A 25,775-nucleotide genomic window follows, 5' to 3' on the forward strand; every position below is an offset into this window, starting at 1 on the left:
AGCTACAGGTAGAGCCCCGTGCCGTGTTCGGTCCGCTCGGTGGCGACGGCGTGGATGTCCCGCTCGCGCATCACGAAGTGCCCTTCGCCCTGGATCTCGACCTCGAGCTGGTCCTCCGGGTTGAAGAGCACGCGATCGCCCTGCTTGACGTTGCGCACACTGTTGCCGACGCCCAGTACATCACCCCAGGCGAGCCTGCGGGCCACTTGCGCGGTCGCCGGAATCACGATGCCGCCGCTGCTGCGGCGTTCGCCCTCCTCGGGCGACAGGCGCACGAGCACGCGGTCCTGCAGCATCTGGATTTCGAGCTTGGGCTTTGCCGACACGCCTGCAATGTTACTGACCGGGTGACGCGGCCTTCGGTTCACCCGCCATGACCAGGCTGAGCAACCGCTCACCGCCGCTCTGGAAGCGCACCGGAACCCCCCAGTCCTGCCTCGTGATGCGGCACGCGGGGTGCTCACCGCCGTCGTCGCAGCTGGCCGCCTGTGCGACGACCTGCAGCACGCCCTCGGTTACGCCCTCAGCGAACCGGATCCGGCGCGTCAGGTCCGTGCCGACGCCGGAGCCGTCCGCGAGCAGCTCCGGGGGCGACGCGCTGATCTCCAGCCGCGTGGACGGGCCGTAGCGCTCGTCGAGCTTCTCGCCCGGCGGCGGCGTGAAGACCACGGCGAAGTCGACTTCGCCGGGCGCGAGCACCGTCGGCGGCCGGCGGACGGCGTTCTTCTCGCCGGCCACGTTCGTGACCTCCGTCGCGAGCGGCGCGAGGCGGTTGCCGGCGGACTCGACGACGAACAGCTCGCCGTCGTGCAGCAGCAGGCCTTGCGGCTCGGCGAGGCCAGTCGCGAGCGTGGTGACTTCGCGCGTGAACGGGTCGTAGCGGCGCACGGCGCCGTTGTAGGTGTCGGCGATCGCGATGCGGTCGCCGGGCAGCACGGCCACGCCCAGCGGGTGCTGCAGCAGCGCCTGGTCGGCCGGGCCGTCGGCGTGGCCGAAGGAGAACAGGTCGGTGCCGATGGCGGTGTGCACGGCGAACGTCTCGCCGTCGGGCTCGATCCAGCGCAGCGCCGAGGTTTCGGCGTCGGCGAGCCACAGCTTGTCGCCGTCGGGTGCGAGGCCGGAGGTTTGCGCGAAGAACGCTTCGCGCACGTCGCCGTCTCTCAGTCCTTCGACGGTGGTGCCCGCGAAGCGGCGGATGTCCCCGGAGACGGGGTCGAAGACGCTGAGCGTGTGGTTGCCGGCCATGGCGACCACGACGCCGCCCGCCGGGCCCCACCACGCGACGTCCCACGGGCTCGTGAGGTCGACGTCCACAGCCTTGCCGGTGTCGCTGCCGTTGCGCCACTGGTTGCCCGTGCCCGCGACCGTGGTGACGTCGCCGGTGTTCAGGTCGAGGCCGCGCAGGCGGTGTCCCGCGGTGTCCGCGACGACGGCGTGGTACCCGGCGCGCTGGGCGACCGCGTTGGGCAGCAACGCGATCCCGGCCGGTTCGGTGAAGGTGGCGACGTCGAACGGCCCGTCCTGCGCGCCGCGCTCGCCGCTGCCGAAGCGGCGGATCACGGTCTCGCCGTCCGATGCGAACTCGACCACGGAGTGGTGGCCGGTGTCGGCGACCAGGATGCGGCCCCCGGCGGTGGCGACGGCCTTGCTCGGGAAGCGCAGCTCCGTCTGCTGCTCCTCGACGGCCACGTACGGGCTGCCGCCGCGGCGCAGCGTGCCCTTGGCCGTGTGCTTCTCCACGAGCTCCGCGACGACGCGCCGCAGCGCCTCCCCGTGCCCCTCACCCGCTGCGACGTGCACGACGTAGCCCTCGGGGTCCACGACCGCCAGCGTCGGCCACGCGCGCACGGCGTACTGCGACCAGAGCTCCATCTTCGGGTCGCTCACCACGGGGTGGTGCACCTCGTAGCGCCGGACGGCCGCCTCGACCGATTCGCGCGTGCCCTCGTGCTGGAACTTCGGCGAGTGCACGCCGATCGTCACGAGGACGTCGCCGAACTCCTCCTCGAGCGGGCGCAGTTCGTCGAGCACGTGCAGGCAGTTGATGCAGCCGCTGGTCCAGAAATCGAGCAGCACGACGCGCCCGCGCAACTCCGCCAGCGACAGCCGGCGGCCGCCCGTGTTCAGCCAGACGTCGCCGTTGAGTTCCGGAGCACGCACGCGTGCCTGTGGGGAAGTCACGCGAAGAGTGAACTACACGTTGCCGCGGCGTGTTCCGTTATCCACGCTCTGAGAGAAGAACCTCACCCCGGCGAGGGAGTCCAGGGGTTAGGCGTGGGTTAACCGTCAAAGCGGCGGAAAAGGGCGCGCGTCGGCGGGTTGGCGGTACGTACGCTTCTTCGCATGTCGCACGTCCAGCAAGTCCTCACGGCGGAGGAGGCCCGCACCCTGCAGGAAAGCCTCGGGGAGCCCCTGCGCCCCGGCTTGTCCGACACCGACCTCGACGACGTCGAAGCCCAGTTCGGCTTCCGGTTTTCCCCCGACCACCGCACGTTCCTCACCGCGGGCGTCCCCGTGGGCGACCGCTGGCCCGACTGGCTCCACGGCAACCCGGACCACCTGCGCAAACGCCTGGACTGGCCCGTGGACGGCCTCCTGTACGAGGTCGAGCACAACGGCCTGTGGCGCCCGTCGTGGGGCGCCCGGCCGCGCGTGCTGTCCAACGCGCTGGCGTGCGCTCGCCGCAGCCTGGCCGCGGTGCCGCAACTGGTGCCCGTCTGCGGACACCGCTACCTGCCGGGCATCGCGGGCGCGTCAGGCTTCCCGGTGCTGTCGGTCTACCACTCCGACGTCACCATTTGCGGCTGGGACCTGCGCAGCTACCTGCGGCACGAGTTCGGGGGCTCCCCCTTGGAGGAACAGCCCGGCGAGGCTCGCCCGGTGGACTTCTGGTCGGAACTGGTCGACTGAACCGCCGTTGGTTGCCGTCTCGGCCTCACCTCCTCTTACGCCAGCATGCCTGAACACCACCGCCCAGGCGTCACCGATTCACCACTTGTCCACACCATCCGCAAGTTGTGGACGACTCGGCTCTGAACCGCCGCTTTCCGGCTTGCCGTCACCCCTCGCCGATAAAATGGATCTCGGGGGAACCCCCTGAGGGAGGGCGGGCGCTGCACGGCGGCGGCGTTGCGAACGACAGGCGTTTCAGGTGGTGGGCATTGCGACGGCGGGCATGGCGGCAGCGGGCAGCGCGGACGGCGAGCGTTGCGGACAGCAGGCAGCGCGGACAGCGAGCGTTGCAGGCCGCAGGCGTTGCTGACTGCAGCCGCGCGGACGTTACGAGCACTCGGAACGCGGTACAGCGGGCGTTGAAGACGGACCGTCCGAATGTGCCACGTGCGGCAGAAAGGCGGGCAGAGCGCTCAGGGCCGCCGATCAACCTCCACGGCGAACAAAGCGTCGTCCGCGAAGCATGCCCAGAGCCGATCAACCGTCCCGGCGCACCATGCGGCCGAAGCCCGCCGCGACGGTCGTGGCGAGGATCCAGCCGGAGACGGTGAAGCCGGCGGCCACCCAGTTGTCGGCGCCGTGCATGTACCAGCGGGACTTGTTGCCGAAGTCCACGATGGGCACCAGCAGGTCCGCCGTGTAGATCACCGGGTTCCATTGCAGGCCCGTGTCCTGCTGGTTCACCAGGCACCGCGGCCCGCTGACGGCGTAGCGGCCGGGGTTCTGCACGCAGTCGTCGCTGCCGAGGCCGAACCACAGGCTGCCGAGCACCAGCAGCGTCAGCAGCCAGCCCAGCGCGCGCACCGGCCGGTAGCCGTAGCCGACCATCGAACGCTGCAGGAAGCTCCACAGCCGAACGCCCGGGCCGAAGATCTTGAACCCCTTCGCCAGCGCGTCGTAGCGGAACTCCTGTTTGCGCAACCCGACCGTCGACGCGTGTTCCTCGTTGCCGGCCGCGCGCAAGGTCGCCGCGAGCTGGTCGTACGGCCCGGGGCGGTAGCCGCGCATCGCCTTGCGCAGCAACGCGATGCGGTGGTCGAGCGCCGCGTCGTCGTCGAGGGCGATGCCGCGTTTCAGTGCGTCGTAACGGAAGTCGTCGAGCTCGATGCCGTCGCGGGCCGCCCAGAACTCCTCGGTGTCGCCGAGCGTGCCGCAGTGCGCGCGGCGCAGGACGACGCGCCCGGCGGGCGGCACGCGCAGGCCGAGCAGGAACTCGTCGGCGATCACGTCGCTCGCGTCGAGCGCGATCCCGTGCGCCGGAAGCGAACCGAGCTGTGCGCCGCCGAACTCGAGCCGCCGCGCGATCTGCGCGCCGTCGAGGTTGACGCCGCCCTCGGCGACGAACGCGCGCTCCTTGTTCTCCGTCAGCACCAGGTCGCGGCCGATGCGCGCGGTGCGGACGTCGAGCGAGAAGCTGGACGTGCTGCGCTGCCCCGGCTCCGTCAGCTTCGTGCCGAACAGGTTCACGCTGCCGCCGACCTCGACGCCCTGCAGGCGCAGCGTGCCCTCCAGCGTCGCGTCGGTGAGCTGGAAGTTGCCGGCGACCTTGGCGCGCCGCGCGGAGAAGACGTCGCGGCCGGGGTGCAGGAACATCGAGTTCCAGGCGAGGAAGTTGCCGCCGATCTGCACGTCCGCCATGCGCAGCTGGCCCACGGGGACGCGCAGGTTGGTGGCCTCGACGTCGCCGCCGATCGTCGAGCCGTCCAGGTGCAGCGCGCGGTCGTAGTACGGCGCCGCGCGGCCGCGCACCATCTTGATCTCCGCGCCGGCCAGGCGCAGCGAGCCGCCGATGCGCGCGTTGACCATGCGCAGCGTGCCGAACGCGCGCAGCCCGTCGGACAGCTCCAGGTTGCCGTCCACCTTCAGCCGATCGGCGACGAGCGCCGGGCGCGGGTCGAGGTACGGGTCGTTGGACTTCCACGCGTCCACGGCCACCGGCCCGTTCTGGTTCACGGTCAGGTGCGCCTCGCGCAGCACGATGTCACTGTCCACAGTGGCGCTCGGAAGGTACACGATCCCCTTGGCGGAGAACCGCTTCCGCTCGGCAGCGGGGCCGTAGTTGTCCACTTCGCACAGCAGGCTGCCGCCGATGTGGAGGCCGTTGCCGTTGAGGGCGAAGCCGTCCGGGTTGTCGAACGTGGCGCCGGAGAAGTTCACGTTGCCGCCCGTGCGCATGCCCGGCACGCGCACCTCCCCGCGCGCCACCATGCGGTACGCGAGCAGCGCGCCGGTGATCACGAGGCGGTCGGCCTGGATCGCCTTGCCGTGGGGGTGCTTGATCGTCGTGCGCGTTAGCACGACCGAGCCCTCGATCACGGCGTCGGTGAGATTCACGGCGGCGTTGGGCATGCCGCGCTCGCGGTCGTCGCCGCGCATGATGGTCGTCTCGGGGATCTCGCTGTCCTCCGGCCCGACCTCCACGACGCTGCGGATCAGCCGCACGTCGTTGCGGCTGCGGAGGTTGCGCGCCTTCAGTCCCGGCAGCCAGCACTTCCGGAAGACGAGGCCGAGGACGTTCGCCTCCCGCACGTCCGGCGGGTTCTCGAACCGGCAGCGCTCGAAGCGGAACAGGTAGCCGATGTCCGCGGCCCTGAGGTCGAACGTCCCGGTGATGTAGGCGTCCTCCACCTGCACGATCGGCGCGTTCGTGGCCTGCCGGCGCCACCGCAGGATCCCGGTCTGGCCGGGCTTGAGCAGGTCCGCGGCCTTGACCTCGTACCTCTTGTCGGGCACCCCGGCGAACGGATCCAGCGGCGGCCACGTCGTGTCGGTCGGCACGTGCCCCCTCATTCGCCACTGCGTTCGGCCCCCAGCGAATCGGAAGGAACGCCGGGGCGCAATCGTCCTAACGGAGTAGTCCGGATGGCTGTGGTCAGGTGTTTTACCGGGTGTTTCTCGGTGATCACCGTGCGTATCGGCTTTGGCGTGCGCTCTCGTGCGCGGATTGAGGCTTTTTCAACGCCTGCCGAGCAATTTGGTGTCGCCGGGTGATCTTGCGGGAAGCGGTCCTGTCGGCATGTCGTCCCTGTTAAGGTCACTTGCTGGAGCTGGAGCTGAACAGAGGGTAGGCCGCCGCCGGCGGCCCGTGCGGGGAGGCACGACATGCCAGACGGACAGACGGGTGGACTTCAGGGAGTCCAGAACGAGCTGACGAGCACTACGCCGAATCAGCCACCGCCACCTGGTGCACCACCGGTGCCACTGCCTGGTCAGACCGTGTCCGTGACGCAGCCGCCGGACTACAAAGCGCTTGGCGCGCAACAGGCACAAGCCGACTTCGCCGCCGCATCGGCCGGCGGTGGGTGGAAGTTCGAGCCGGAAGCCATGACCAAGGTCATCAGCGAGCTCGACGCGACCATCGATGGCGACCTCCGGCACGCGACGGTCCTGGCCGCGAATCTCGTACAGATCCGCCAACCTGGCAGCGACGTCGGAAGCGTGGGCTACGTCAACGTCGCAAAAACATCCGGCGCTTCTTACCAGCAATTTTTGCAAAGCGCTGTCGATTTCGTGAAAGCGTACCGCGATAAGCTCAAAGAAGTGAGCGACGCGTACCAGCGCCACGATGAAGCCGCGCTTGAAGCGCTGCGAGGAACCGGAAAGGTCGACTGAATGCACATCCGCCGGCTCACCACGCCTGCGCTCATCGTCGTAGTCGCGGCACTCTCTGGCTGCAGCGGCGGCGGCACATCTGGTACCGCCACAACGCCCGCCCCACCCAGCAGCACTGGCGGGCTTCCGTTTGCCGGAGCACCAAATGTGGGTTCTCCGCTGACGAAAACCACCGCTGTGGAGTCCGATCCGTGCAGCGCGATCACTGCGGCGCAGATCGAATCGCTCGGCGGAAAAGTCCAGAGTACGCAGACGGAAAACGATCCGACCGGGAACAACTGCGTCTGGACGTACTCCGGCGAGTACGGAACCATCACCGCGGGATTCACCTCGGCGAACAAGGAAGGTCTCAGCAGCCTCTACGCCAGCAGCAAAGACGGAAGCCTGACCACCTTCAAGCCGCAGCCCGCCGTCGATGGATACCCCGCTGTCGTATATGCGCAGGGCGGCGAAGGAGCTGGCGTGTGCACCTTGGCGGTGGGTGTGCGAAACGACCTGCTCTACACGATCAACTCGCGACTCGACACAGCGAACCCGCGCGAGTCCGACAGCTGTGGGCTCGCCACCGATGTGGCCAAGTTCGCCGTCGAACACCTGAAGGGCGCTTAGCCGTGACGTACAGCGGATGGGAGATCTACCAAAAACGCACGAGCCTGGCGATACCAGCTCGCTGGGTACCGCACAACAAACCTCAGGAACCCTCAAAGGCATCCACGAGCAGCTGGTACAGACGATCACTGGGACGCAGGCCTCCCTTCAGTCCTTCTGGATGGGCCAGGCGGCGGACGGTGCGTCGGCCGGGCTTAGCCCCCTCATCCAGTCTTCCCAGGTCGCAGCTGAGAACCTCGACCGCGCGCAGCGTTCTATGGAAGAACAGATCACGGCGTTCGCGCACGTCCGCGACACCGCAAAGGATGTAGGCAAAGACCGGCCCGACGACAACACGCTGGAAGACTGGTTTTCCTTCGGAGCGAGCGACGACGAAAAGGCCGCGGCTAAGTTCGACGCGGACACCAAGTTCAACGTCGATCTGTACGAGCCGTACTTCCAGAGCACGCAGCCGCGCCAGTCGACGCTGGCTGCTGACTACCCTGCGGCGCACGATCCCAACGTGTCAGCCGGTGGCATCACACCCGATCAGGTCACGCCCGGGACGTCGGGTGGTACGCACAGTTCGGGCGGCATCAGCGGTCACTCGTCGGGGCATTCCGGCGGGTACACCCCCGGCCCCTCCACCTACTCCGCGCCTCTCGGCGCAGCTGGTTACCAGGCCCCTCCGCCGCCGGGGCACACGCCGGCCGTGAACGCGCCGGCGGCGAATGACTCGACGAGTGCGGCGTTCGCGGGTCCGACACAGACGCCCGGTGGGCCGGGGACGCAGCCGTGGCAGGGGCCCGGCGGTGGCGTCAACGGGCCCGGCGGTGGCGGCAGCAGCTTCACCCCGGGGTTCGGGCCGGTGGGCGGGTTCGGGCCCGGCGGGGGCAGCGGCTTCGGGCCGGGCAGCGGCAGGCTCGGTGGCGGCTTCGGGCCGGGCGGGAGCGGCAGTGGTGGCGGCTTCGGGCCCGGCGGAGGCGGTGCGTCGAGCGGTGGGGCGGCCGGGCGCGGCGCGGGCGCCGGCAGCGGGGCCGGCGCGATGGGCGAGGGCGCGGGAGCTGCGCGACCTGGCGGGATGGGCGCGGCAGGTGCCAAGGGCCAGCCCGGCATGGGTGGCATGGGCGCCGGCGGCGCCAAAGGTGGCAAGGGCACCGAGGACGAGGAGCACCAGCGCAAGATCCTCCTGTCGGAAGAAGACCCGGACTCGATCTTCGGTGGGTACGACGGCAACAAGCCGACGCCGCCGGTGATCGGCGCGTAGCGAGGCGACACCGGCGTGGGCCGGGCATCGGGTCCACGCCGTCTCGCTACTGGGCAGGATCGGTGACAGTCACGGCTGTATACCGAGCTGGGTGATCTTGTGGGAAGCGCCGTTTGAGGCGTTTGAACCCTGTTAAAGTCACCAAGCGAAGCGGAATCTGAACTGAGGGTAGGCCGCGCCCGGCAACTGGAGCGGCCCGTGCGGGGAGGCACGGTGGCGACACCTCACGGAACAGCGGCGCCGAAGGCTTCCGACTGCGCACCGGAGGTTTCTCAAGAGGGGGAGAAGTAAGTGCTGCGCAAGCCGGTGGAGCTGAGCCTGCAGGCGTACGAGGTGTTGCTCGAGCGGCTCAACCTCGGGGACATCCACCCGACGCTCGTGCGGGGCGCGCTGTGGTACTCACCGGACGAGCGGAAGCAGCTGGCAGCCGAGACCGACGCGGAGCTGAACCAGCGGGGCCTGCTGCGCGGCGGACGGCTCGACGACGACTTCGTCGAGGTCATGCAACTGCTGCAGCGCCCGGGTGTCGAGTACTACTCGTGGGTGAAGTCCGACAAGGGCGAGCGGACGGTGCGCACCGCGGCGAGCGGGCGCGATGCGGTGAGCGTCGTGGCGGTCAACCAGGTCCTTTACGTCGCGCCGGTGTCGGCGGACGCGTTGGCGCGCGAGTTCGCGTTGCTGCTGCCGGAGGCGCCGCCGGCGCGGATCGCGTCGCTGAACTGCTCCGACGCGGATTTCAACGCCATCAAGAGCGGCACGATCCCGAGCGCCACGAGCCCGAGCATCCGTGATGCCAAGCAGGTGGTGCAGTGGATCAGGACGCCGAAGACCTACTTCGGCCGCCTGTACGTCGCGGTGCGCGACGGCCGTGGAAAGCGTTTGCGCAACGACAACCCGCCCGGCTGGATGGACACGGAGCAGGGCCGGATCCTGTTCGGCGTCGACAAGTCGGGGTGGATCAGCCTGTCCGGGGCGGGGCCGCACGACATCGTGAACAAGGTGCAGCAGGTCGAGAAGGAACTGCGCAGCGGGCGCTGAGTACCTCTGTTGCATCCCACGTGTGAACAGTGACCAGGCGGTTGCCGGCGTCCCATCGGGAAGGCACATCAACGCGGATCCGTTCCGTTGGCCACATCGCCGTCAACACCCAGCTGCGAACCGGAAATCGCGCGCTGAACGATCCCTGCAGGGTGGCCGAGCATGTCGCAGCCGCGGAGATCGCGCGGCTGAAAGCGAGCTGAACAGCAGTGTGGCCGCCTCCCGAGAGAGGCGGCCACACCGTCAAGCGTTCGGGCTCAGGACGCGGGCCAGGAACGCCTTCGTCCGCTCGTGGTGCGGGTTGCCGATCACCTGGTCGGGTGGGCCGGCTTCCACGACGACGCCGCCGTCCATGAAGAGGACCTTGTCGGCCACTTCGCGGGCGAATTGCATTTCGTGGGTGACCACGACCATGGTCATGCCGTCCTTCGCCAGTTGGCGCATGACGCCCAGGACGTCGCCCACGAGTTCCGGGTCGAGGGCGGACGTGGGTTCGTCGAAGAGCATCAGCTTGGGCTGCATGGCGAGGGCGCGGGCGATGGCGACGCGCTGCTGCTGGCCGCCCGAGAGCTGGACCGGGTACGACAGCGCTTTGTCGCCGAGACCCACGCGGTCCAGCAGCTCAAGAGCGCGCGACCGGGCCTGCGCCTTGGGCTCGCGGCGGACCTGGACGGGTGCCTCCATGACGTTCTCGACCGCCGTCATGTGGGGGAAGAGGTTGAAGCGCTGGAACACCATGCCGATGTCCTTGCGCTGCAACGAAACTTCCTTCTCCCGCAGCTCGTGGAGCTTGTCTCCCCGTTGCTTGTAGCCGACCAGCACGCCGTCGACGTACAGGCGGCCGGCGTCGATCTTCTCCAGGTGGTTGATGCAGCGAAGAAGGGTGGACTTGCCGGAGCCCGACGGGCCGATCAGGCAGAGCACCTCGCGTTCGTGCACCTCGAGGTCGATGCCCTTCAGCACGTCCAGTGAACCGAAGCTCTTGCAGATCTTCTGCGCGGAAACGACTGGTGTCACGCGACACCTCCCGCGCCCTGGCCGCCGCCGCCCTGGCCGAATCGGAAGCCGAGCATTCGGGAGCTCCATTTGTTCTTGTCCGCAGTACCACGAGAAGTGCCACGCGCGAAGTGGCGCTCGATGAAGTACTGGATCACCGTCAGAATCGACGTCATGATCAAATACCAGATCACGGCCACGAGCAGCAGCGGAATCGTCTTGAAGTTCTGCGCGTAAATCGTCTGCACCGCGACCATCAGTTCGAAGTACCCGATCGCCACGACCAGCGAGGTCGTCTTGAGCATCGAGATCGTCTCGTTGCCCGTCGGCGGGATGATCACGCGCATCGCCTGCGGCAGGATGATGCGCCGCAACGTCGTGGTGCGCTTCATGCCCAAAGCCGACGCCGCTTCGAGCTGCCCCGAGTCGATCGACTGGATACCGCCACGCACGATTTCCGCCATGTACGCGGCTTCGTTGAGGCCGAGACCGAGCAGCGAAGCCGTGAACTGGTTGATCAGCGTGTTCGTGTCCCACGAAACGAACTCGGGCCCGAACGGGACACCGAGCCCGAGCCGCGGGTACGCGAACGCCAGGAAGTTCCAGAACACGAGCTGGGTGATCAGCGGGGTGCCGCGGAACAACCAGACGTAAATCCCCGCGGCACCCTTCATGAGCGGGTTCGGCGAAAGCCGCATCACAGCGAGCAGCACGCCTCCGACGATGCCGATGACCATCGCGATCCCCGTGAGGATCAGGGTGTTGGTCAGGCCTCGGAGCACCCGGTCGTTGAACAGGAAGTCCCAGACGACCGGCCACTGCAGGTTGGGGTTGGTGACGATGCTGCGGACGACGATGAACGCCAGGAACAGGATGATCACCCCGGCCACCCAGCGCCCGTAGTGGCGCACTGGGACGGCCTTGATGGGCGTGGTGTCGACCGGCGCCTCCACCTTCGGAGGCGCGTCGAAGTCACTGGACACGAGAACTACGTCCTATCTGCTGCCTCAGGACGCCGGGTTGATCTCCGACGTGGTCACCGCGCCCGCACCGGACAGGCCCCACTTGTCGAGGATCTTCTTGTACGTACCGTCGTCGATCAGCGCCTGCACGGCCTGCTGCACGGCCTTCGTGTAGTCGCCGCTGTCCTTCTTCAGGACGATGCCGTACGGAGCCGTGTCGTACGGCGCGCCGAGGACCTCGAGCTGCCCACCGGTCTGCTTCACGGCGTAGTCGATCACCGGGGAGTCGGCCAGCTCGCCCTGCACGCGCTTGGCGGTGAGCGCCAGGTTCACGTCGGTCTGGGCCTGCAGCTGGGTGACGTCGATGGCGGGCTTGCCGGCCTTGGTGCAGGCCTCGGAGCGGATCTGCAGGTCGTCGACCTGCGTGGTGCCCTTCTGGACGCCCATCTTCTTGCCGCAGAGGTCGTCGAGGTTCAGGCCGTCGGGGTTGCCCTTGAGGACGGCGAGCGAGGTGCCGGCCTTGTAGTAGCTGACCATGTCGACGGTCTGGAGCCGTTCGGGGTTGATGCTGAACGACGACATCGCGAGCTCGTACTTGCCGGCCTGGATGCCGGGGATGATGCCGTCGAACGCGGAGTTCTGGAACTCCATCTTCAGGCCGAGCTTCTGGCCGATCGCGGTGCCGAGGTCGACGTCGAAGCCGGTGATCTTGCCGTTCTCGTCCTGGAACTCGTTCGGCGGATAGCTCTGGTCCTGACCGACCAGGATCTTGCCGTCCGCCGTGATCGACGCCGGCACCATCGCCGCGAGCTTGTCGTCCTTGGCGACCGCCGGGATGTCCGACGAGCCTCCGGCTGCCGCCGAGGAAGGGCTGTTGCCGCTCCCCGCGTCGCCGGCGCCACTTCCGCCCGCGCCGCAGGCCACGGTCAGGCCGACCAGCGCGAAAGCCGGGAGAAGGGCGAGTGCCTTCATCTGGTGTCCTCGGGCCACTTCGTCACTCCTCGTAGTTCTCAACTGTCGAGAGCACGCATATTGCCACTCGCCAGTGGGTATGCACAGCACCTGTACGTTACGGCGCCGTTTCACACTGAGCAGCGGTGACTCCCGGTATCACCGAATACGCTGCGAGTGTGTGGTTCATACCACACCTGGTCTACAGTGGACGAGGAAAGATCACACCGCGCGGCGAGCGCGGGAAACCACCAACATCCGCAGCAGGTAGCCGCGACCCACCGCCGCAGCGGCATCGCCCGGCTCGGGAGACGCACCGCGCGGGCGCCACGGCCACGGGCAGCAGCCGACGCCGTTCACCCGATAGAGCAGGGCCCCGGCGCCGAACCGCCGGGGCCCCTTCACGACAACTCAGCTGCGAGCGTGCGCGTCCAGCACGTGCGCGACAGCTTCGGTCACCTGCTGCGCGTAGTCCAGGTTCAGCCACTCGTCGGGCACGTGGATGTTCGAGTCGGCGCCGCACGCGCCCGTGACGACGAACTGCGCGCGCGGGTACTTCTCGCCGAGAAGCCCCATGAACGGGATCGACCCGCCCATGCCGGCGGCGCGGTGGGGGCGGCCGAAGACCTCGTCGCTGACGCGGCGCAGCGCGGCGGTGAGCCACGGGGCTTCCTCCGGCGCGTTCCAGCCGTTCTCGGCCTGCGCGTCGTCGTGGATGGTCACCGAAGCGCCGTACGGGACGTCGGTGGTCAGCGCGCGCTTGACGGCCTCCAGCGCCGGCGCGGCCTCGGCCGTCGGGGGCAGGCGGAAGCTCAGCGTGAGCGTGGTGCTCTGGCGCAGCACGTTGCCGGCGTCGGCGGGCAGCGGGAAACCGTCCGCGCCGATGATCGACAGCGTGGGGCGCCAGTAGTTGTTGAGCAGCAGCTCGAGCGCGTCTTCCGACATCGTCCGGCCGCCACTGACCAGCGGGAACGCGGTGCGCAGGGCCTCGGGCGCCACCTCGGCCACGGCCTCGATCTCCGCCAGCCGGCTCTCGGGCACCTCGACGTTGAGCTCGGCGAGCTTGATCGCGCCCGTCTCGCCGCTCTCGATGCGCTCGATCAGCTGCCGCAGCACCCGGAACGACGAAGCGACCACGCCGCTGGCCAGGCCGGAGTGCTGCGCCGTCGCGAGCAGCTGCACCGTGACGGTCAGGTGCAGCATGCCGCGCAGGCTCGTGGTGAGCCACAGGCGCTCGTAGTCCATGCCGCCCGCGTCGAGGCAGACGACGAGGCCGATCTCGCCGAGGCGTTCGCTGAGGTGCTCGACGTACGCGGGCAGGTCGGGGCTGCCCGATTCCTCGCCCGTCTCCAGCAGCACCACGGTGCGCGCGTGTTCGCCGCCTCCCGCGCGCACGGCTTCCAGCGCGGCGACGGCCGCGTAGCCGGAGTAGCCGTCGTCGACGGAGCCGCGGCCGTAGAGGCGGCCGTCGCGGATCACCGGCGTCCACGGGCCCAGCCCCTCGGACCAGCCGCCGACCGGCGGCTGCTTGTCGAGGTGGCCGTACATCAGCACGGTCGGCTTGTCCGCGGCGCCCGCGGTGGCGGGCACCTCGACGAACAGCAGCGGCGAACGGCCCTCGAGCCGCACGACCTCCAGCGTCACGCCCGGCAGATCACGCCCGGCGATCCACGACTTCACGTGCTCGACGGCTGCGTCGAGGTGGCCGCTCGCGGCCCAGTCCGCGTCGAACGCCGGGGACAACGCCGGGATCGCGACGAGACCGGACAGGCTCGGCACGACGTCGTTGATCCACGTCGAGACCACGGTTTCACGTACGGATTTCTGTTCCACGCCGGCCATCCTGCCACGGTGACCGACGTCACGACCGCGTCCGAGTTCGTGAAACCCGACACCCGGACGCGCCCGGTGCCCCCGCGGTGACGCCTGGTGGGCACCGGTGCGGAATCCCGATCATCGTCCGTCCCATACTCGGGTTTCCAAGCGTTTTGCCTGTTCAGGCGGGTCTTTCTCAGCAACAAATCAGCATCCGCGGCTCACCATCGCGGGAGCCTTCGTGCCAGGATGGCGGCGAGAACCGTCAACGCCGACGGTGGCTTGGGGCCCCGCATCCGGGGCAACAGTCCCCGCCGGTGCAGTCGCTGTGGCCGCCACACGCGCCCACCGCGGCACCGACACCGAGGAGATGCAGCGCATGCCGTCCGAACAGTGGACGCACCCCGAACCTGGAGACGGGCCCGCCGCCGTAGCGGCCAAGCCCTCACCCGAGCAGGTGATCGCGGGGTTGCGAGCAACGAGCGAAGGTGGCGCTGAGCTGACTCAGCTGCTCACCCCCGAAGGGCAGCGGGTTCCGTCGCCCCGGTTCGACAAGTACGTCGAGGACGTCGACGACGAAGCCCTGCGGAACCTCTACCGCGACATGGTGCTGGTGCGCCGCGCCGACCGCGAGGCCAACGCGATGCAGCGCCAGGGCCAGCTGGGCATCTGGGTGCCGCTGCTGGGCCAGGAGGCCGCGCAGATCGGCTCCGGCCGCGCGCTGAAGCCCACGGACATGGCGTTTCCGAGCTACCGCGAGCACGGCGTCGCGTACACGCGGGGCGTGGATCTGCGCAAGCTGCTCGGCATCTTCCGGTGCACGGACCACGGCGGCTGGGACTTCAGCGGAACCCGCTTCCACCCGTACACGATCGTCATCGGCAACCAGGTCCTCAACGCCACGGGCTACGCCATGGGGCAGAAGTTCGAGGGCAAGGTCGGCGACGACGACGGCGAAGCCACGATCGTCTACTTCGGTGATGGCGCGACCTCGCAGGGTGACGTGCACGAGGGTTTCGTGTGGTCGGCGGTCTACGACGCGCCGCTCGTCTTCTTCTGCCAGAACAACCAGTGGGCCATCTCGGAGCCGACCGAACGCCAGTCGCGCCTGCCGCTGTACCAGCGCGCCCGCGGCTACGGCTTCCCCGGCATCCGCGTCGACGGCAACGACGTGCTCGCCTGCCTCGCCGTCACGCGCTGGGCGCTCGAGGAGTGCCGCCACGGCAACGGGCCCGTGCTGATCGAGGCGTTCACGTACCGGATGGACGCCCACACCACCACCGACGACCCCACCCGCTACCGGCTGTCGGACGAGCTGGAGGAGTGGAAGCTCAAGGACCCGATCGAGCGCGTGCGCGCCCACCTCGCGCGCGGCGGCGGGGCGAACCAGCAGTTCTTCGACGAGGTGCAGGCCGAAGCCGACGAGTTCGCGGCCCAGCTGCGCGAGTACACGTTCAACATGCCGGAGCCGCCGCCCGAGCGGATCTTCGCGAACGTCTACGCGGAACCGTCTCCGGCCCTCGACGCGGAGCGGGAACAGTTCCTGTCCTACTTGGACGGTTTCGCGACGGCGGGTGAGCACTGATGGCCGACTTGCAGAAGCTCACGATCGGCAAGGCGCTCAACCTCGGCCTGCGCCGCGCGATGGAAGCGGACCCGAAGGTCCTGATCATGGGTGAGGACGTCGGCAAGCTCGGCGGCGTCTTCCGCATCACCGACGGCCTGCAGAAGGACTTCGGCGAGCAGCGCGTGCTCGACACGCCGCTGGCCGAGTCGGGCATCATCGGCACGGCCGTGGGCCTGGCCGTGCGCGGGTTCCGGCCCGTGTGCGAGATCCAGTTCGAGGGCTTCATCTTCCCCGGGTTCGACCAGATCTCGTCGCAGCTGGCGAAGTTGCACTACCGCACGCAGGGCAAGATCAAGATGCCCGTGGTGATCCGCGTGCCGTTCGGCGGCGGGATCGGTGCGGTGGAGCACCACTCGGAGTCGCCCGAATCGCTGTTCTCGCACATCGCCGGCCTGAAGGTCGTCTCGGTGTCCAACGCGCTCGACGCGTACTGGGGCATCCAGGAGGCCATCCGCTCCGACGACCCGATCCTCTTCTTCGAGCCCAAGAAGCTGTACCACTCGGGCGCGCTGAAGGTGGAGGTCGACACCGAGACGTCGCCGGGCCGCGTGTTCGGTTCGCACGTGGTGCGCGAGGGGACCACCGCGACCGTCGTCGCCTACGGTCCGTCGGTGAAGGTCGCGCTCGACGCCGCCGCGGCGGCCGCGGACGAGGGCCACTCGCTCGAGGTCATCGACCTGCGCACGCTCTCGCCGCTCGACCTCGGGCCGGTGTTCGAGTCGGTGCGCAAGACGGGCCGGCTGATCGCCGTGAGCGAGGCGCCGTCGGAGTCGTCGCTGACGTCGGAGATCGCGGCCCGGGTCCAGCAGGAGTGCTTCTACTCGCTGGAGGCCCCCGTACTGCGCGTGACCGGGTTCGACACGCCGTACCCGCCGGCCAAGCTCGAGGAGCACTACCTCCCCGACCTGGACCGGGTGCTGCACGCCGTCGACCGTTCACTCGCCTGGTAAGGGGGAAACACGCAGACATGCCCGAGTACAAGCAATTCCCCCTGTCGGACACAGCGGAGGGGCTGACCGAGGCCGACATCATCGCCTGGCACGTGAAGCCGGGCGACGAGGTCACGGTCAACCAGATCGTCGTCGAGGTCGAGACGGCCAAGGCCGCCGTCGAGCTGCCGATCCCGTGGGCCGGGGTGATCACCGAACTGCACGCGGAGCCGGGACAGACCGTCGAGGTCGGGGCGCCGTTGCTGACGGTGGACGTGGATCCGGGCGGCAAGGCCGCGCCCGCGCCCGCCGCCGCGCCGGCCGCGGAAGCGCCGGCCGAAGAGGAGATGAAGCCGCTCGTCGGGTACGGCTCGAAGGCCGTGGTGACGAAACGGCGGGCGCGCAAGGGTTCCGCGCCGTCGGCACCGTCCACTCCGGAACCGGTGGTGGCTGCCGTCGTTCCGGCTCCGGCTCCCGTCGTCGAGGAGCCGCGGGGCGGGTACGTACCGCTGGCCAAGCCGCCGGTGCGCAAGCTCGCCAAGGACCTCGGCGTCGACCTGCGCGCCCTCACCGGCACGGCTGACGGCGGCGTCATCACGCGCGAAGACGTCGAACGCGCGGCCAACGGTTCAGCCCCGGCGGTGCCCGCGGTATCCACTGTGGACACCGGTTACGACCCCACGACGCGCGAACGCCGCGTGCCGATCAAGGGCGTCCGCAAGGCCACGGCGGCCGCGATGGTGCAGAGCGCGTACACGGCACCGCACGTCACGGAGTTCCTCACCGTCGACGTCACGCCGATGATGGAGCTGCGCGAAAAGCTCAAGACCTCACGCGAGTTCCGCGGTGTGAAGCTGACGCCGCTCGCGTTCGCCGCCAAGGCCGTGTGCCTCGCGGCGAAGCGCACGCCGGACGTCAACGCCGTGTGGGACGAGGCGGCGCAGGAGATCGTGTACAAGGACTACGTGCACCTGGGCATCGCCGCCGCGACGCCGCGCGGGCTCGTGGTCCCGAAGATCTTCGACGCCGACGCGAAGTCGCTCAAGGAGCTGGCGCTCGCGCTGACCGAGCTGACCGACGTCGCGCGCGAGGGCAAGACGACCCCCGCGGCGATGCTGAACGGCACGTTCACGATCACGAACGTCGGCGTCTTCGGCGTCGACACCGGCACGCCCATCATCAACCCGGGCGAGTCGGCGATCCTGGCGGTCGGCGCCATCCGCGACACCCCCTGGGTCGTGGACGGCGAGATCAAGGTCCGCAAGGTGCTGCAGCTGTCGCTGAGCTTCGACCACCGCGTCGTCGACGGCCAGCAGGGCTCGGAGTTCCTCGCCGACGTCGGCGCGCTGCTCGCCGACCCGGCGGTCGCGATCACGTACTGAGCCGCCCCGGTTGCGGCCCGGTTCGCCCGGGCCGCAACCGGTCTAGCGCTTGAACAGGCGCCGCAGGAAACCCGCCCGGTGCGGGGTTTCGAGCGGCGGCGGGGTGCGCCGGCGAGCGGTGATCTCGCCGAGCAGCCGGTCGAGCTCCCGCTGGTAGTCCGACAGCAGCGCCTTCACGAGTTCGTCGCGCACGGCCGGGTCGAAGTCCGCGTACTGCGTGAACGCGGCTTCCTTGTACCGCTGTGCCGAGACGAAGAACAGGTCCCGGTCCGACGCGGTGATGAGCCCTTCGGCGAGCAACTGCCGCAGGCGCAGCGCCGCCGGCCGTTCGATCACCGTCTGCACGAGTGCCTCCAAGTCCTGCGCCACGTCACCGCCGCCGATCGCGTCGGTCCTGCTCGATCTCCGCCTCCGCGCGCAACTCCGCGACGCTGAGCGCGACGCGCAGGTCTTGCCGCGCGGCCACGACCTTGCGGTGCGCCGTGGCGGCGAGCTCCACCGCTTTCCCGCGCCCGCGCTCGACCGCCGATTCGGTCCGTCTGACGAGCTCCGACATCAGTTCCCCCTAGCTCCGGAAGATCCGGGACAGTTCGCGCTCCAGCTCCGCGCGCAGCGTCGCGTCGAGCAGCGCCTTCACCTGCGGGTCCCAGTGCGGGTCGGCCCGCAGCCGCGTGAGGTGCGTGCTGAACCGCGCGGCGGTGACCTCGAACAGCCGGATGCGGGTCTCCGTCCGCTCGCCTTGCAGCTGCACCCGCAGCTCGGACCACGCCCGGCCCAGGACGAGCACCACCGAGCGCACCAGCGTGAGCGTCGGGAAGCCGAGGGCGTGGATGACCGCGTTGACCACCACCTCGGCCAGGTCCGCGCTGCCCGACGGCACGTCGCCGTGCGTGCTCTGAATCTCGAACGGCACTTTCCGGCCGCCCGGCACCAACTCGTAGTCCGCCACCACTCACCCGTCCGTATCAGAAGAACGCGGAACCGATCGCCAAGAGCACCAACGTCGAACCCAGCGTCACCAACGTCACCGCGAACCCTTGGAGAAAACCGCTCACCACGAATCCGACGACCACGTCGACGAGGAACAGATCCACCTTGCTGTCGAAGTCACCACGACGCGCTTTGCGTTGCCTGCTCAGCAAACCCGTGATGGGCACGGCGAGCAGCCGCCGCACCGTCCGGCCTGCGCCGGACGCACCCTTCAGCGAATCGAACGCACCGACCAGCAACCATTTCAGCAGCGGAACGACGAGGAACTTCGCGATTCCCAACCCGAACAACAACCACCAGAGCGCGAGCAGGCACTCACCCACCACGGCCAACACCGGAACCAGTTTATTCGCGCGAACTCGCCGATTCTCTCGGCTCGAGGACGAAAAAAGGCCGAGGTCCGATTCATCCTTGGTACGAGTGCCCGCGGACGCGCGCGTTGCCGAGGTAAGCGGAGATCTCCTCGGCGACGGTCGAGCGCTGCTCGGCGCCGTACTTGCGCAGGATGTTGCCCACGTGCGTCTTCACCGTCGACAGGCCGATGTGCAACCGCGCGGCGATCTCGTCGTTGCGCAGGCCCTGGCCCACGAGCTCGGCGACGTCGCGCTCGCGCGGGCTGAGCGAGGCGAAGCGCGCGGCGGCTTCGCGGTAGCCGGCGAACTCGATCTCCGCCGACTCGATCTGCAGCCGCTCGCACTCGCGCACCAGGTCACGGGCTCGCGCACCGAGCCGGTGCCCTTCCGCTTCGAGCGCCGCGGCGAGCTCGGCGGCGGTCTTGCGCACAACGGCCACGCGCTCCACGACGAGCTCTGACACCGACCGCGACAGCACCCGTTCGGCGGCCGGGCGGTGGCCGTCGTCGAGCCGGGCGAGGAACGCGCGATCTTCCTCTTCGGCGGAGAGCACCCGCGCGACGACCTCGGCGAGCCACTCGAGCGCGGCCAGCTCGGCGTCGCCGTAGCTTTCGGGGGTGTAGGTCTGGACCGAGACAACGCCGATCACCTCGGCGGTGTGGGTGCGGCGCATCGGGACCACGAGCGCGTCGGCCGAGCGCCGTTCCGTGTCGCCCCAGGGGATCCCGCGGTTGAGCACGGCACCGCCGTCTTCGCGGTAGGCGTAGGAGCGGTTGTGCGCGAGGACCCAGCCGGTCGGGCCGTCCGGGTTGAGGGGCCGGATCCCCGGCAGCGCGTACTCGGTGCCGTCGTACTGGTAGGCGTAGAGCACGTGGCCCGCGTCGCGGAACAGCGCGACGAAGAACGCGTCGAGCGGCAGCACCCCGCCGACGACTTCGCGCAGCCGGTCGTACAGCGCGTGGTGCCCCTTGCCGGCCTGCGCGGACAGGGTTTCGCGCCCCTCGCGGAGCAGGCGCGTCGTGCGCTCGTCGAACGTGAAGCCGCGCACCAGCGCTCCTCGGGTCGGCGGATGTGCGTTCCCTGAGTCGACGCCGGATCGCGTTGCGTTACCGAGTTGACGGAGTGAGCACTCACTCCGTACCTTGGCGAGCATGGAGACGAGGAAACGAGCGCCGGGGATGGCACCCGACGACCGCCGCCGGATGATCGTGCGCGCGGTGCTCCCGCTGGTCGTGGAACACGGCCGGGGGGTCACCACCGCGCAGATCGCCCGGGCGGCCGGCATCGGCGAGGGCACCATCTTCCGCGTGTTCCAGGACAAGGACGAGCTGTTCGACGCGTGCGTGGAAGCCGCGCTCGACCCGGGGGAGGCCCTGGAGATGATCGGGGAGATCCCGGCCGAGCTGCCGTTGGAGAGACGGCTGCTGGAAGCCGTCGAGGCGCTGACCGCGCACCTGCAGCGGATGGGTGCCGTGATGGCCGCGACCCTGAAGGGACGGTTGCGCGCGGAGGAGGCGCGCAGCCGCAAGTCGGTCAGCGGTGACAGCCGGCGCGAGTCGTTCGACGCGATGCAGCGCGCGATCCGGGAGCTGTTCGTGCCGGACGCCGACCGGCTGCGACTGCCCGTGGACAAAGCCGCGTCGCTGTTCCTGACCATGCTGTTCGCGCAGAGCCGGCCGGTGCCCGGTTCGCCGGAGCCCGCCGAGATGATCGACGTCTTCCTGCACGGCGCGGTGCGCGCGTGATCCCAGGCGGTCGAGAAGGTGCCGTGCGGATGTTCGGCGGACGGGGTCGCGGGCGCCCGCCGCAGACCGTGCCGGACAGCGGGCTCACCGGTCCCGTCGACATCCCGGAGGCGCCGCAGCCGGAGCAGCCCAAGGACCTGAAGTCGCGGCTGGGCCGGATGAAGACGTCGGTGGCCGGCACCGTGCGCGGCCTGCCGAAGGTGGCGCGGCTGACGTGGGAGGCCAGCCCGACGCTGACGATCCTGCTCGCGCTGGTCACGCTGCTGTCCGGCTTGCTGCCGACGGCGACGGCGTACATCGCGAAGATCCTGCTCGACTCCGTGGTCGCGGCGATCCAGCACCGCGGCTCGACGGGTGACATCGTGCGGATCACGCTGCTGCAGTTCGGCGTGCTGGCGGCGACGGCGATCAGCAGCGCGATCACGTCGGTCGCGCAGACGCTGCTGCAGGAGCGGATGTCGCTGACCATCCGCCACCGCGTGATGGACCACTCGAGCAAGCTGCAGCTGGCGTACTTCGAGGGCTCGACGTCGTACGACATGCTGCGCCAGGCGGCGCAGGAAGCGCCGACGCGGCCGTTGTCCATGATGAACTCGGCGCTCGGGCTGGTGCGCACGGCGATCACGTTCGCCAGCATGATCGCGCTGCTGGTGTCGATCAGCCCGCTGCTGGCGTTGGTGGCGCTGCTCGCGCCGATCCCGGCGTTCATCTCGCAGTCGAAGTACGGGTCGCGGGCGTTCTGGCTGACGTTCCTGATGTCGCCGATCAAGCGGCGGATGGACTACCTGTCTTCGCTGGTCACCACCGACACGTACGCGAAGGAGACCAAGCTCTACGGACTCGGGCCGTACTTCGTCGACCGGTTCCGGAAGCTGGGCGTGGTGTCGTACGAGCGGCAGCGGCGGCTGACGGTGAAGCGCAACGTGAGCTCGACGTCGTGGGGACTCCTCTCCACGCTGGCGGGTTCGGCGATCGCGTTGTACATCGCGCTGCAGGCCGTCGGCGGGCACCTGACGCTGGGCGACCTCGCGCTGTACACGGCGGCGGCGACATCCGTGCAGACGTCGGTGTCGGGGCTGTTCACGGCGTTTTCGGGGATGTACGAGAACAACCTGTACCTGGACACGCTGTACCGGTTCCTCGACACGCGGCCGGAGATCACGGCTCCCACGGCACCGCGGCGGTTGCCGTCCACTGTGGAGGGACACATCCGGTTCGAGTCGGTGAGCTTCACGTACCCGGGCACGGAGGAACCGGCGCTGGACAGCGTGAGCTTCGAGATCCAGCCGGGCGAGACGGTGGCCGTGGTCGGGCGCAACGGGGCCGGCAAGTCGACGCTGTTCAAGCTGCTGTGCCGGCTGTACGACCCAACTGGCGGGCGGATCCTGCTGGACGGCGTGGACATCCGCTCGTACGACCCGGATGAGCTGCGCACGCAGATCAGCGCGATGTTCCAGGACTACGTGACCTACCAGGGCACGGCGGCCGAGAACATCGGCCTCGGTGACGTGCAGCGACTGGAGGACCGGTCGCACATCGTCGACTCGGCCCGCCGCGCCGGTGCCGACGAACGCATCCAGCGGCTGCCGTCGGGGTACGACTCGCCGCTGGGGCGGTGGTTCGACCAAGGCGTGTCGCTCTCGGGTGGGGAGTGGCAGAAGATCGCGCTGGCCCGCGCGTTCCAGCGGGAGGCGCCCATCCTGATCCTCGACGAGCCGACCTCGGCCCTCGACGCCCAGGCCGAGCACGACCTGTTCGCCCGGCTGCGGTCGCTGGCGTCCGGGCGCACGACGCTGTACATCTCGCACCGCTTCTCGACCGTCCGGCAGGCCGAGCGCATCCTGTTGCTGGACCACGGGAAGGTCGCGGAGTACGGCACGCACGACGAGCTCATGGCTGCGGGCGGCGGGTACGCGGAGCTGTTCACGCTGCAGGCGCAGGCCTACCTGGACTGACGAACTGGCAGCGATTCGCTAGCTTGGGCACTGTCGTCAGGGGGCTGTGTCGCGATGCTGGTATCCACCCACGACCTCACCGTCGAGGTCGGTGCTGCGGCGCTGTTCTCCGGTCTGGACCTGGCCGTGGACGCCGGCGAGTGCCTCGTCGTCACGGGGGCGAACGGCGCCGGGAAGTCGACGCTGCTGCGGTGCCTGTACGGGTTGCAACAACCGTCGTCCGGCACGGTGTCGGTGTGCGGCGCCGCGCCGGACGAACGTTCGGCCGCGTTCCGGCGGCGGGTCTCGGTGGTGCTGGACGATTCGGCGTTGTTCGAGGAGCTCACCGCGCGGCAGCACCTGGACCTGCTGGGGCGGTCGTTCGGAGTCGCTCTTCCGGTGCCTGCCGTGTCGTGGGCCGACGTTCCTGCCGGTGACCTGTCCGCCGGCCAGCGCCGCCGGCTGTTGCTGCACGCCGCGGTCGCCCGGCCGCATTCGGTGCTGGTGCTGGACGAACCGGAACGCGCCCTGGACGCCGACGGCCTTTCGTGGCTGACGACGCTGGTCGCGCAGAGCCGTTCGTCGGGGGCGGCGGTCGTGGTGGCCAGTCACCACCGGCCGCTCGCTACCACCGTCGCCGACTACGTGGTCGACCTGTGAAGCGCCCCGATCTGTGGCTGTGCGTGTTCGTCGTGGCCGGGGTGCTGGGGTCGCCCCTGTACAACACGGCGCTGGTCCGGGCGCAGCTCATCGGTGACGCGCCGGTGGGGCCGCTCGGCAGCGTCGCCGTCCTGTGCGCCGGGCTGGCGCTCGCGTGGCGCGCGACCCTGCGCCGTGGCCACCTCTGGGCCGACCCCGCCGCCCTGACCTGGTCCGACTTCGACGGCCGACGCCCGGCGGTGCTGTCGCGCCGGCTGGTCTTCGGCTGGGGCGCGCGGTTCGCCGTAGCGGGGTACTTCTTCGTCGTCGCCGGGGTGCTCATCGGGTTCCCGCCGGGTGTGGTTGGACCGCTCGCGCTGTACGTCGGGGTTGCGGTGCTGGCGCTCGTCATGGCGCGCCGCCGGCCCTTCCCCGGGGAATCGCTGCTGCCCCTCGTCCCGGCCGTCCTGGGGGTGGTCTCGGACGCTCCACTGTGGATCTTCGCGGTGGCGGCTTTCGTTGCCGCCGCTGGGTTGGCGTGGGCACCGCCGTTGGCGCAGACGGCGGGCCGCGCGACGCTCGTCCACCACTTCCGCGAACGCCTGGTGCGCCGCACGTCCACCGCGTTCCTCGACGTGTGGGCCCTGCTCCCCGCCGGCCGCCGCGTGCCGTGGCAGCGCGCGTTCGCCGGGCGGTTCGTCGTGCTTCGGTACGTGTTGGTCGGGGTGCTGGCTCGCCGCCACGCGTTGGGGTTGCCGGTGTTCCTCGGTCTCGCCGTCACCGCTGCGCACGCGACGTTCCCGGCTGTCACGTCCGTCTGGCTCCTCGGGCTCGGCGCGTACCTGGCGCTGCTGCCCTTCGCCGCTCCGGTCGCCCAGCTGCACCGGGTCCCGGGCCTGCGGCGTTGGCTTGATGCGTCCGAAACCCGCCTCCGGCTCACCACGGCCCTGGTGCTGACGGTGCTCGGGGCCGGCTGGACGTCGGTGGTGTGGCTGCTGGGCGTCCCGGTGACGTTCGGTTCCGTGGTCGCCGTGCTGGTCGCCGGCTACGCGGTGGTCCGCACCGTCAGCCGAGGGCCCCTCGACTTCTCGGTCATGGGCCTCGTCCTCTACGAAGGCGTTCTCATCCCGGCCGGGTTGGTGCGGCAACTCGCCCACGGGCCCGACCTGCTGCTCGTCGGCCTTTTCGTCTGCGGATTTCTCCCGCCGCTCTGGTGACGCCCCTCCTGTCCGGTTCGGCTCCTCATCGGCGACTTTGCCTGTGGTTTCCTCACCGCCGCAGTGAGCCACCTCGCCCAGATCTGCTCCTCGTCGACGCCGTCGTCTCCTCACCGCCGCGGTGAGCCACTCCACCCAGATCTGCCCCTCATCGGCGACTTCGCCTTGGTTTCCACACCGCCGCAGTGAGCCACCCCGCTCAAATCTGCCCTCATCGACGTCGTCGTCTCCGGTGTCCTCACCGCCGCGGTGAGGAGCTTTAGGCTGAGTTCCGTGCGTCGTGTCCTCGTCCTCGGCAACTCCGGCAGCGGCAAGTCCACGCTCGCCCGGCGGCTCGCCGCGCTGCTCGACGTCCCCGTCACCCACCTCGACCACCTCTACTGGCGGCCCGGCTGGGTCCCGGCTCCGCCCGACGAGTTCCGCGCCGCGCAGTCCACCGCCCTCACCACCGACGGCTGGGTCGTCGACGGCAACTACAGCTCCACCTTCGACCTGCGCCTGCCACTGGCCGACACCGTCGTCTTCCTCGACGTGCCCCGCACCACCAGCCTCCGCCGCGTCACCCTCCGCCACCTGCGCGAACGCGGCCGCGACACCCAAGCACCCGGCTGCGTCTCCAAGCTCGACCTCGACTTCGCGACGTGGATCTGGCACTGGCCGCGCACCCACCGGGCCGTGTTGCTGGCCCGCCTCGCCGCCGAGGCTCCGCAGGCCGCCCAGTACCTGCTCCGCACCCGCCCGGAGATCGAGGCCTTCCTGCGGGCGGTCTGAGTGCGCT

Annotated in this window: 25 protein-coding genes; 13 read left to right on the forward strand and 12 right to left on the reverse strand. The window is 69.5% G+C overall.

Annotated features, from left to right (window positions below):
- Nucleotides 1-2 precede the first annotated feature (2 nt).
- Both ACIA77_RS10345 and ACIA77_RS10350 read right to left on the reverse strand, forming a co-directional pair.
- Nucleotides 3-296: a GroES family chaperonin gene (locus ACIA77_RS10345; protein ID WP_395885643.1), complete on the reverse strand. Its 294-nt coding sequence runs from the start codon at nucleotides 294-296 to the stop codon at nucleotides 3-5.
- A 40-nt stretch (nucleotides 297-336) separates the two neighbouring features.
- A complete protein-coding gene (locus ACIA77_RS10350) occupies nucleotides 337-2,160 on the reverse strand; it encodes an NHL domain-containing thioredoxin family protein (protein WP_395885644.1) in 1,824 nt (607 codons plus the stop codon).
- A gap of 183 nt (nucleotides 2,161-2,343) precedes the next feature.
- Here ACIA77_RS10350 and ACIA77_RS10355 point away from each other — a divergent pair, with 183 nt between their 5' ends.
- Nucleotides 2,344-2,910: a hypothetical protein gene (locus ACIA77_RS10355; RefSeq protein WP_395885493.1), complete on the forward strand. Its 567-nt coding sequence runs from the start codon at nucleotides 2,344-2,346 to the stop codon at nucleotides 2,908-2,910.
- Between the two features lie 519 nt (nucleotides 2,911-3,429).
- Here ACIA77_RS10355 and ACIA77_RS10360 read toward each other — a convergent pair.
- Nucleotides 3,430-5,742 carry an oxidoreductase gene (locus ACIA77_RS10360; RefSeq protein WP_395885494.1) on the reverse strand — a complete coding sequence of 771 codons (2,313 nt, stop codon included), beginning with the start codon at nucleotides 5,740-5,742 and terminating at the stop codon, nucleotides 3,430-3,432.
- A 432-nt stretch (nucleotides 5,743-6,174) separates the two neighbouring features.
- Here ACIA77_RS10360 and ACIA77_RS10365 point away from each other — a divergent pair, with 432 nt between their 5' ends.
- From ACIA77_RS10365 to ACIA77_RS10380, 4 genes are all read left to right on the forward strand, one after another.
- Nucleotides 6,175-6,564, forward strand: a complete 390-nt coding sequence (locus ACIA77_RS10365) for a PE domain-containing protein (RefSeq protein WP_395885495.1) — start codon at nucleotides 6,175-6,177, stop codon at nucleotides 6,562-6,564.
- Nucleotides 6,565-7,173: a DUF3558 domain-containing protein gene (locus ACIA77_RS10370; RefSeq protein WP_395885496.1), complete on the forward strand. Its 609-nt coding sequence runs from the start codon at nucleotides 6,565-6,567 to the stop codon at nucleotides 7,171-7,173. It begins immediately after the preceding gene.
- Nucleotides 7,174-7,189: 16 nt separating this feature from the next.
- Nucleotides 7,190-8,419 (forward strand): WXG100 family type VII secretion target, encoded by a 1,230-nt coding sequence (locus tag ACIA77_RS10375; RefSeq protein WP_395885497.1) that lies wholly within the window; start codon nucleotides 7,190-7,192, stop codon nucleotides 8,417-8,419.
- 291 nt (nucleotides 8,420-8,710) lie between these two features.
- Nucleotides 8,711-9,457: an ESX secretion-associated protein EspG gene (locus ACIA77_RS10380; RefSeq protein ID WP_395885499.1), complete on the forward strand. Its 747-nt coding sequence runs from the start codon at nucleotides 8,711-8,713 to the stop codon at nucleotides 9,455-9,457.
- 243 nt (nucleotides 9,458-9,700) lie between these two features.
- Here ACIA77_RS10380 and ACIA77_RS10385 read toward each other — a convergent pair whose 3' ends face one another.
- The 4 genes from ACIA77_RS10385 to ACIA77_RS10400 all read right to left on the reverse strand — a co-directional run bounded on the left by ACIA77_RS10385 (nucleotide 9,701) and on the right by ACIA77_RS10400 (nucleotide 14,199).
- Nucleotides 9,701-10,474, reverse strand: coding sequence for an amino acid ABC transporter ATP-binding protein (locus tag ACIA77_RS10385; protein ID WP_395885500.1), 774 nt, complete (start codon nucleotides 10,472-10,474; stop codon nucleotides 9,701-9,703).
- The gene (locus tag ACIA77_RS10390) at nucleotides 10,471-11,436 is read right to left on the reverse strand and encodes an amino acid ABC transporter permease (protein WP_395885501.1); all 966 of its coding nucleotides are present in this window, start codon (nucleotides 11,434-11,436) and stop codon (nucleotides 10,471-10,473) included. Before ACIA77_RS10390 ends, ACIA77_RS10385 begins: the two co-directional genes overlap by 4 nt.
- A 24-nt stretch (nucleotides 11,437-11,460) precedes the next feature.
- Complete coding sequence (locus ACIA77_RS10395) at nucleotides 11,461-12,387, reverse strand: ABC transporter substrate-binding protein (RefSeq protein ID WP_395885502.1); 927 nt, start codon at nucleotides 12,385-12,387, stop codon at nucleotides 11,461-11,463.
- A gap of 390 nt (nucleotides 12,388-12,777) precedes the next feature.
- Complete coding sequence (locus tag ACIA77_RS10400; RefSeq protein WP_395885645.1) at nucleotides 12,778-14,199, reverse strand: M20/M25/M40 family metallo-hydrolase; 1,422 nt, start codon at nucleotides 14,197-14,199, stop codon at nucleotides 12,778-12,780.
- Nucleotides 14,200-14,560: 361 nt separating this feature from the next.
- Between ACIA77_RS10400 and pdhA the strand changes: the two genes are divergently transcribed.
- Genes pdhA through ACIA77_RS10415 form a run of 3 tightly spaced genes read left to right on the forward strand, consistent with a single transcriptional unit; the run spans nucleotide 14,561 to nucleotide 18,119 of the window.
- Nucleotides 14,561-15,766, forward strand: a complete 1,206-nt coding sequence (gene pdhA, locus ACIA77_RS10405) for a pyruvate dehydrogenase (acetyl-transferring) E1 component subunit alpha (RefSeq protein ID WP_395885646.1) — start codon at nucleotides 14,561-14,563, stop codon at nucleotides 15,764-15,766.
- On the forward strand, nucleotides 15,766-16,758 hold the full coding sequence (locus tag ACIA77_RS10410) for an alpha-ketoacid dehydrogenase subunit beta (protein WP_395885503.1): 993 nt from the start codon (nucleotides 15,766-15,768) through the stop codon (nucleotides 16,756-16,758). The genes pdhA and ACIA77_RS10410 overlap by 1 nt, the downstream gene beginning before the upstream one ends.
- Nucleotides 16,759-16,775: 17 nt before the next feature.
- Nucleotides 16,776-18,119 carry a dihydrolipoamide acetyltransferase family protein gene (locus ACIA77_RS10415; protein ID WP_395885504.1) on the forward strand — a complete coding sequence of 448 codons (1,344 nt, stop codon included), beginning with the start codon at nucleotides 16,776-16,778 and terminating at the stop codon, nucleotides 18,117-18,119.
- 42 nt (nucleotides 18,120-18,161) lie between these two features.
- Here the strand turns inward: ACIA77_RS10415 and ACIA77_RS10420 are convergent, their stop codons facing one another.
- From ACIA77_RS10420 to ACIA77_RS10440, 5 genes are all read right to left on the reverse strand, one after another.
- Nucleotides 18,162-18,488, reverse strand: a complete 327-nt coding sequence (locus tag ACIA77_RS10420; protein ID WP_395885505.1) for a hypothetical protein — start codon at nucleotides 18,486-18,488, stop codon at nucleotides 18,162-18,164.
- Nucleotide 18,489: 1 nt separating this feature from the next.
- A complete protein-coding gene (locus ACIA77_RS10425) occupies nucleotides 18,490-18,675 on the reverse strand; it encodes a hypothetical protein (protein WP_395885506.1) in 186 nt (61 codons plus the stop codon).
- A gap of 9 nt (nucleotides 18,676-18,684) precedes the next feature.
- Nucleotides 18,685-19,068, reverse strand: coding sequence for a hypothetical protein (locus ACIA77_RS10430; protein ID WP_395885507.1), 384 nt, complete (start codon nucleotides 19,066-19,068; stop codon nucleotides 18,685-18,687).
- 16 nt (nucleotides 19,069-19,084) lie between these two features.
- Complete coding sequence (locus ACIA77_RS10435) at nucleotides 19,085-19,444, reverse strand: hypothetical protein (RefSeq protein WP_395885509.1); 360 nt, start codon at nucleotides 19,442-19,444, stop codon at nucleotides 19,085-19,087.
- A gap of 70 nt (nucleotides 19,445-19,514) precedes the next feature.
- Nucleotides 19,515-20,510: a LuxR C-terminal-related transcriptional regulator gene (locus ACIA77_RS10440; protein WP_395885511.1), complete on the reverse strand. Its 996-nt coding sequence runs from the start codon at nucleotides 20,508-20,510 to the stop codon at nucleotides 19,515-19,517.
- Between the two features lie 130 nt (nucleotides 20,511-20,640).
- Between ACIA77_RS10440 and ACIA77_RS10445 the strand changes: the two genes are divergently transcribed.
- The 5 genes from ACIA77_RS10445 to ACIA77_RS10465 all read left to right on the forward strand — a co-directional run bounded on the left by ACIA77_RS10445 (nucleotide 20,641) and on the right by ACIA77_RS10465 (nucleotide 25,768).
- Entirely contained in the window at nucleotides 20,641-21,207 is a 567-nt protein-coding gene (locus ACIA77_RS10445) for a TetR/AcrR family transcriptional regulator (RefSeq protein ID WP_395885647.1), read from the forward strand.
- Nucleotides 21,208-21,236: 29 nt separating this feature from the next.
- Nucleotides 21,237-23,162 carry an ABC transporter ATP-binding protein gene (locus ACIA77_RS10450; RefSeq protein ID WP_395885512.1) on the forward strand — a complete coding sequence of 642 codons (1,926 nt, stop codon included), beginning with the start codon at nucleotides 21,237-21,239 and terminating at the stop codon, nucleotides 23,160-23,162.
- A gap of 54 nt (nucleotides 23,163-23,216) precedes the next feature.
- The gene (locus ACIA77_RS10455; protein ID WP_395885513.1) at nucleotides 23,217-23,801 is read left to right on the forward strand and encodes an ATP-binding cassette domain-containing protein; all 585 of its coding nucleotides are present in this window, start codon (nucleotides 23,217-23,219) and stop codon (nucleotides 23,799-23,801) included.
- On the forward strand, nucleotides 23,798-24,997 hold the full coding sequence (locus ACIA77_RS10460; RefSeq protein ID WP_395885514.1) for a hypothetical protein: 1,200 nt from the start codon (nucleotides 23,798-23,800) through the stop codon (nucleotides 24,995-24,997). The genes ACIA77_RS10455 and ACIA77_RS10460 overlap by 4 nt, the downstream gene beginning before the upstream one ends.
- Before the next feature lie 273 nt (nucleotides 24,998-25,270).
- Complete coding sequence (locus tag ACIA77_RS10465; RefSeq protein WP_395885515.1) at nucleotides 25,271-25,768, forward strand: DNA topology modulation protein FlaR; 498 nt, start codon at nucleotides 25,271-25,273, stop codon at nucleotides 25,766-25,768.
- The last annotated feature ends 7 nt before the right edge of the window (nucleotides 25,769-25,775 follow it).

It is taken from the genome of Amycolatopsis sp. NPDC051903, assembly GCF_044452505.1.
Taxonomy (GTDB): Bacteria; Actinomycetota; Actinomycetes; order Mycobacteriales; family Pseudonocardiaceae; genus Amycolatopsis.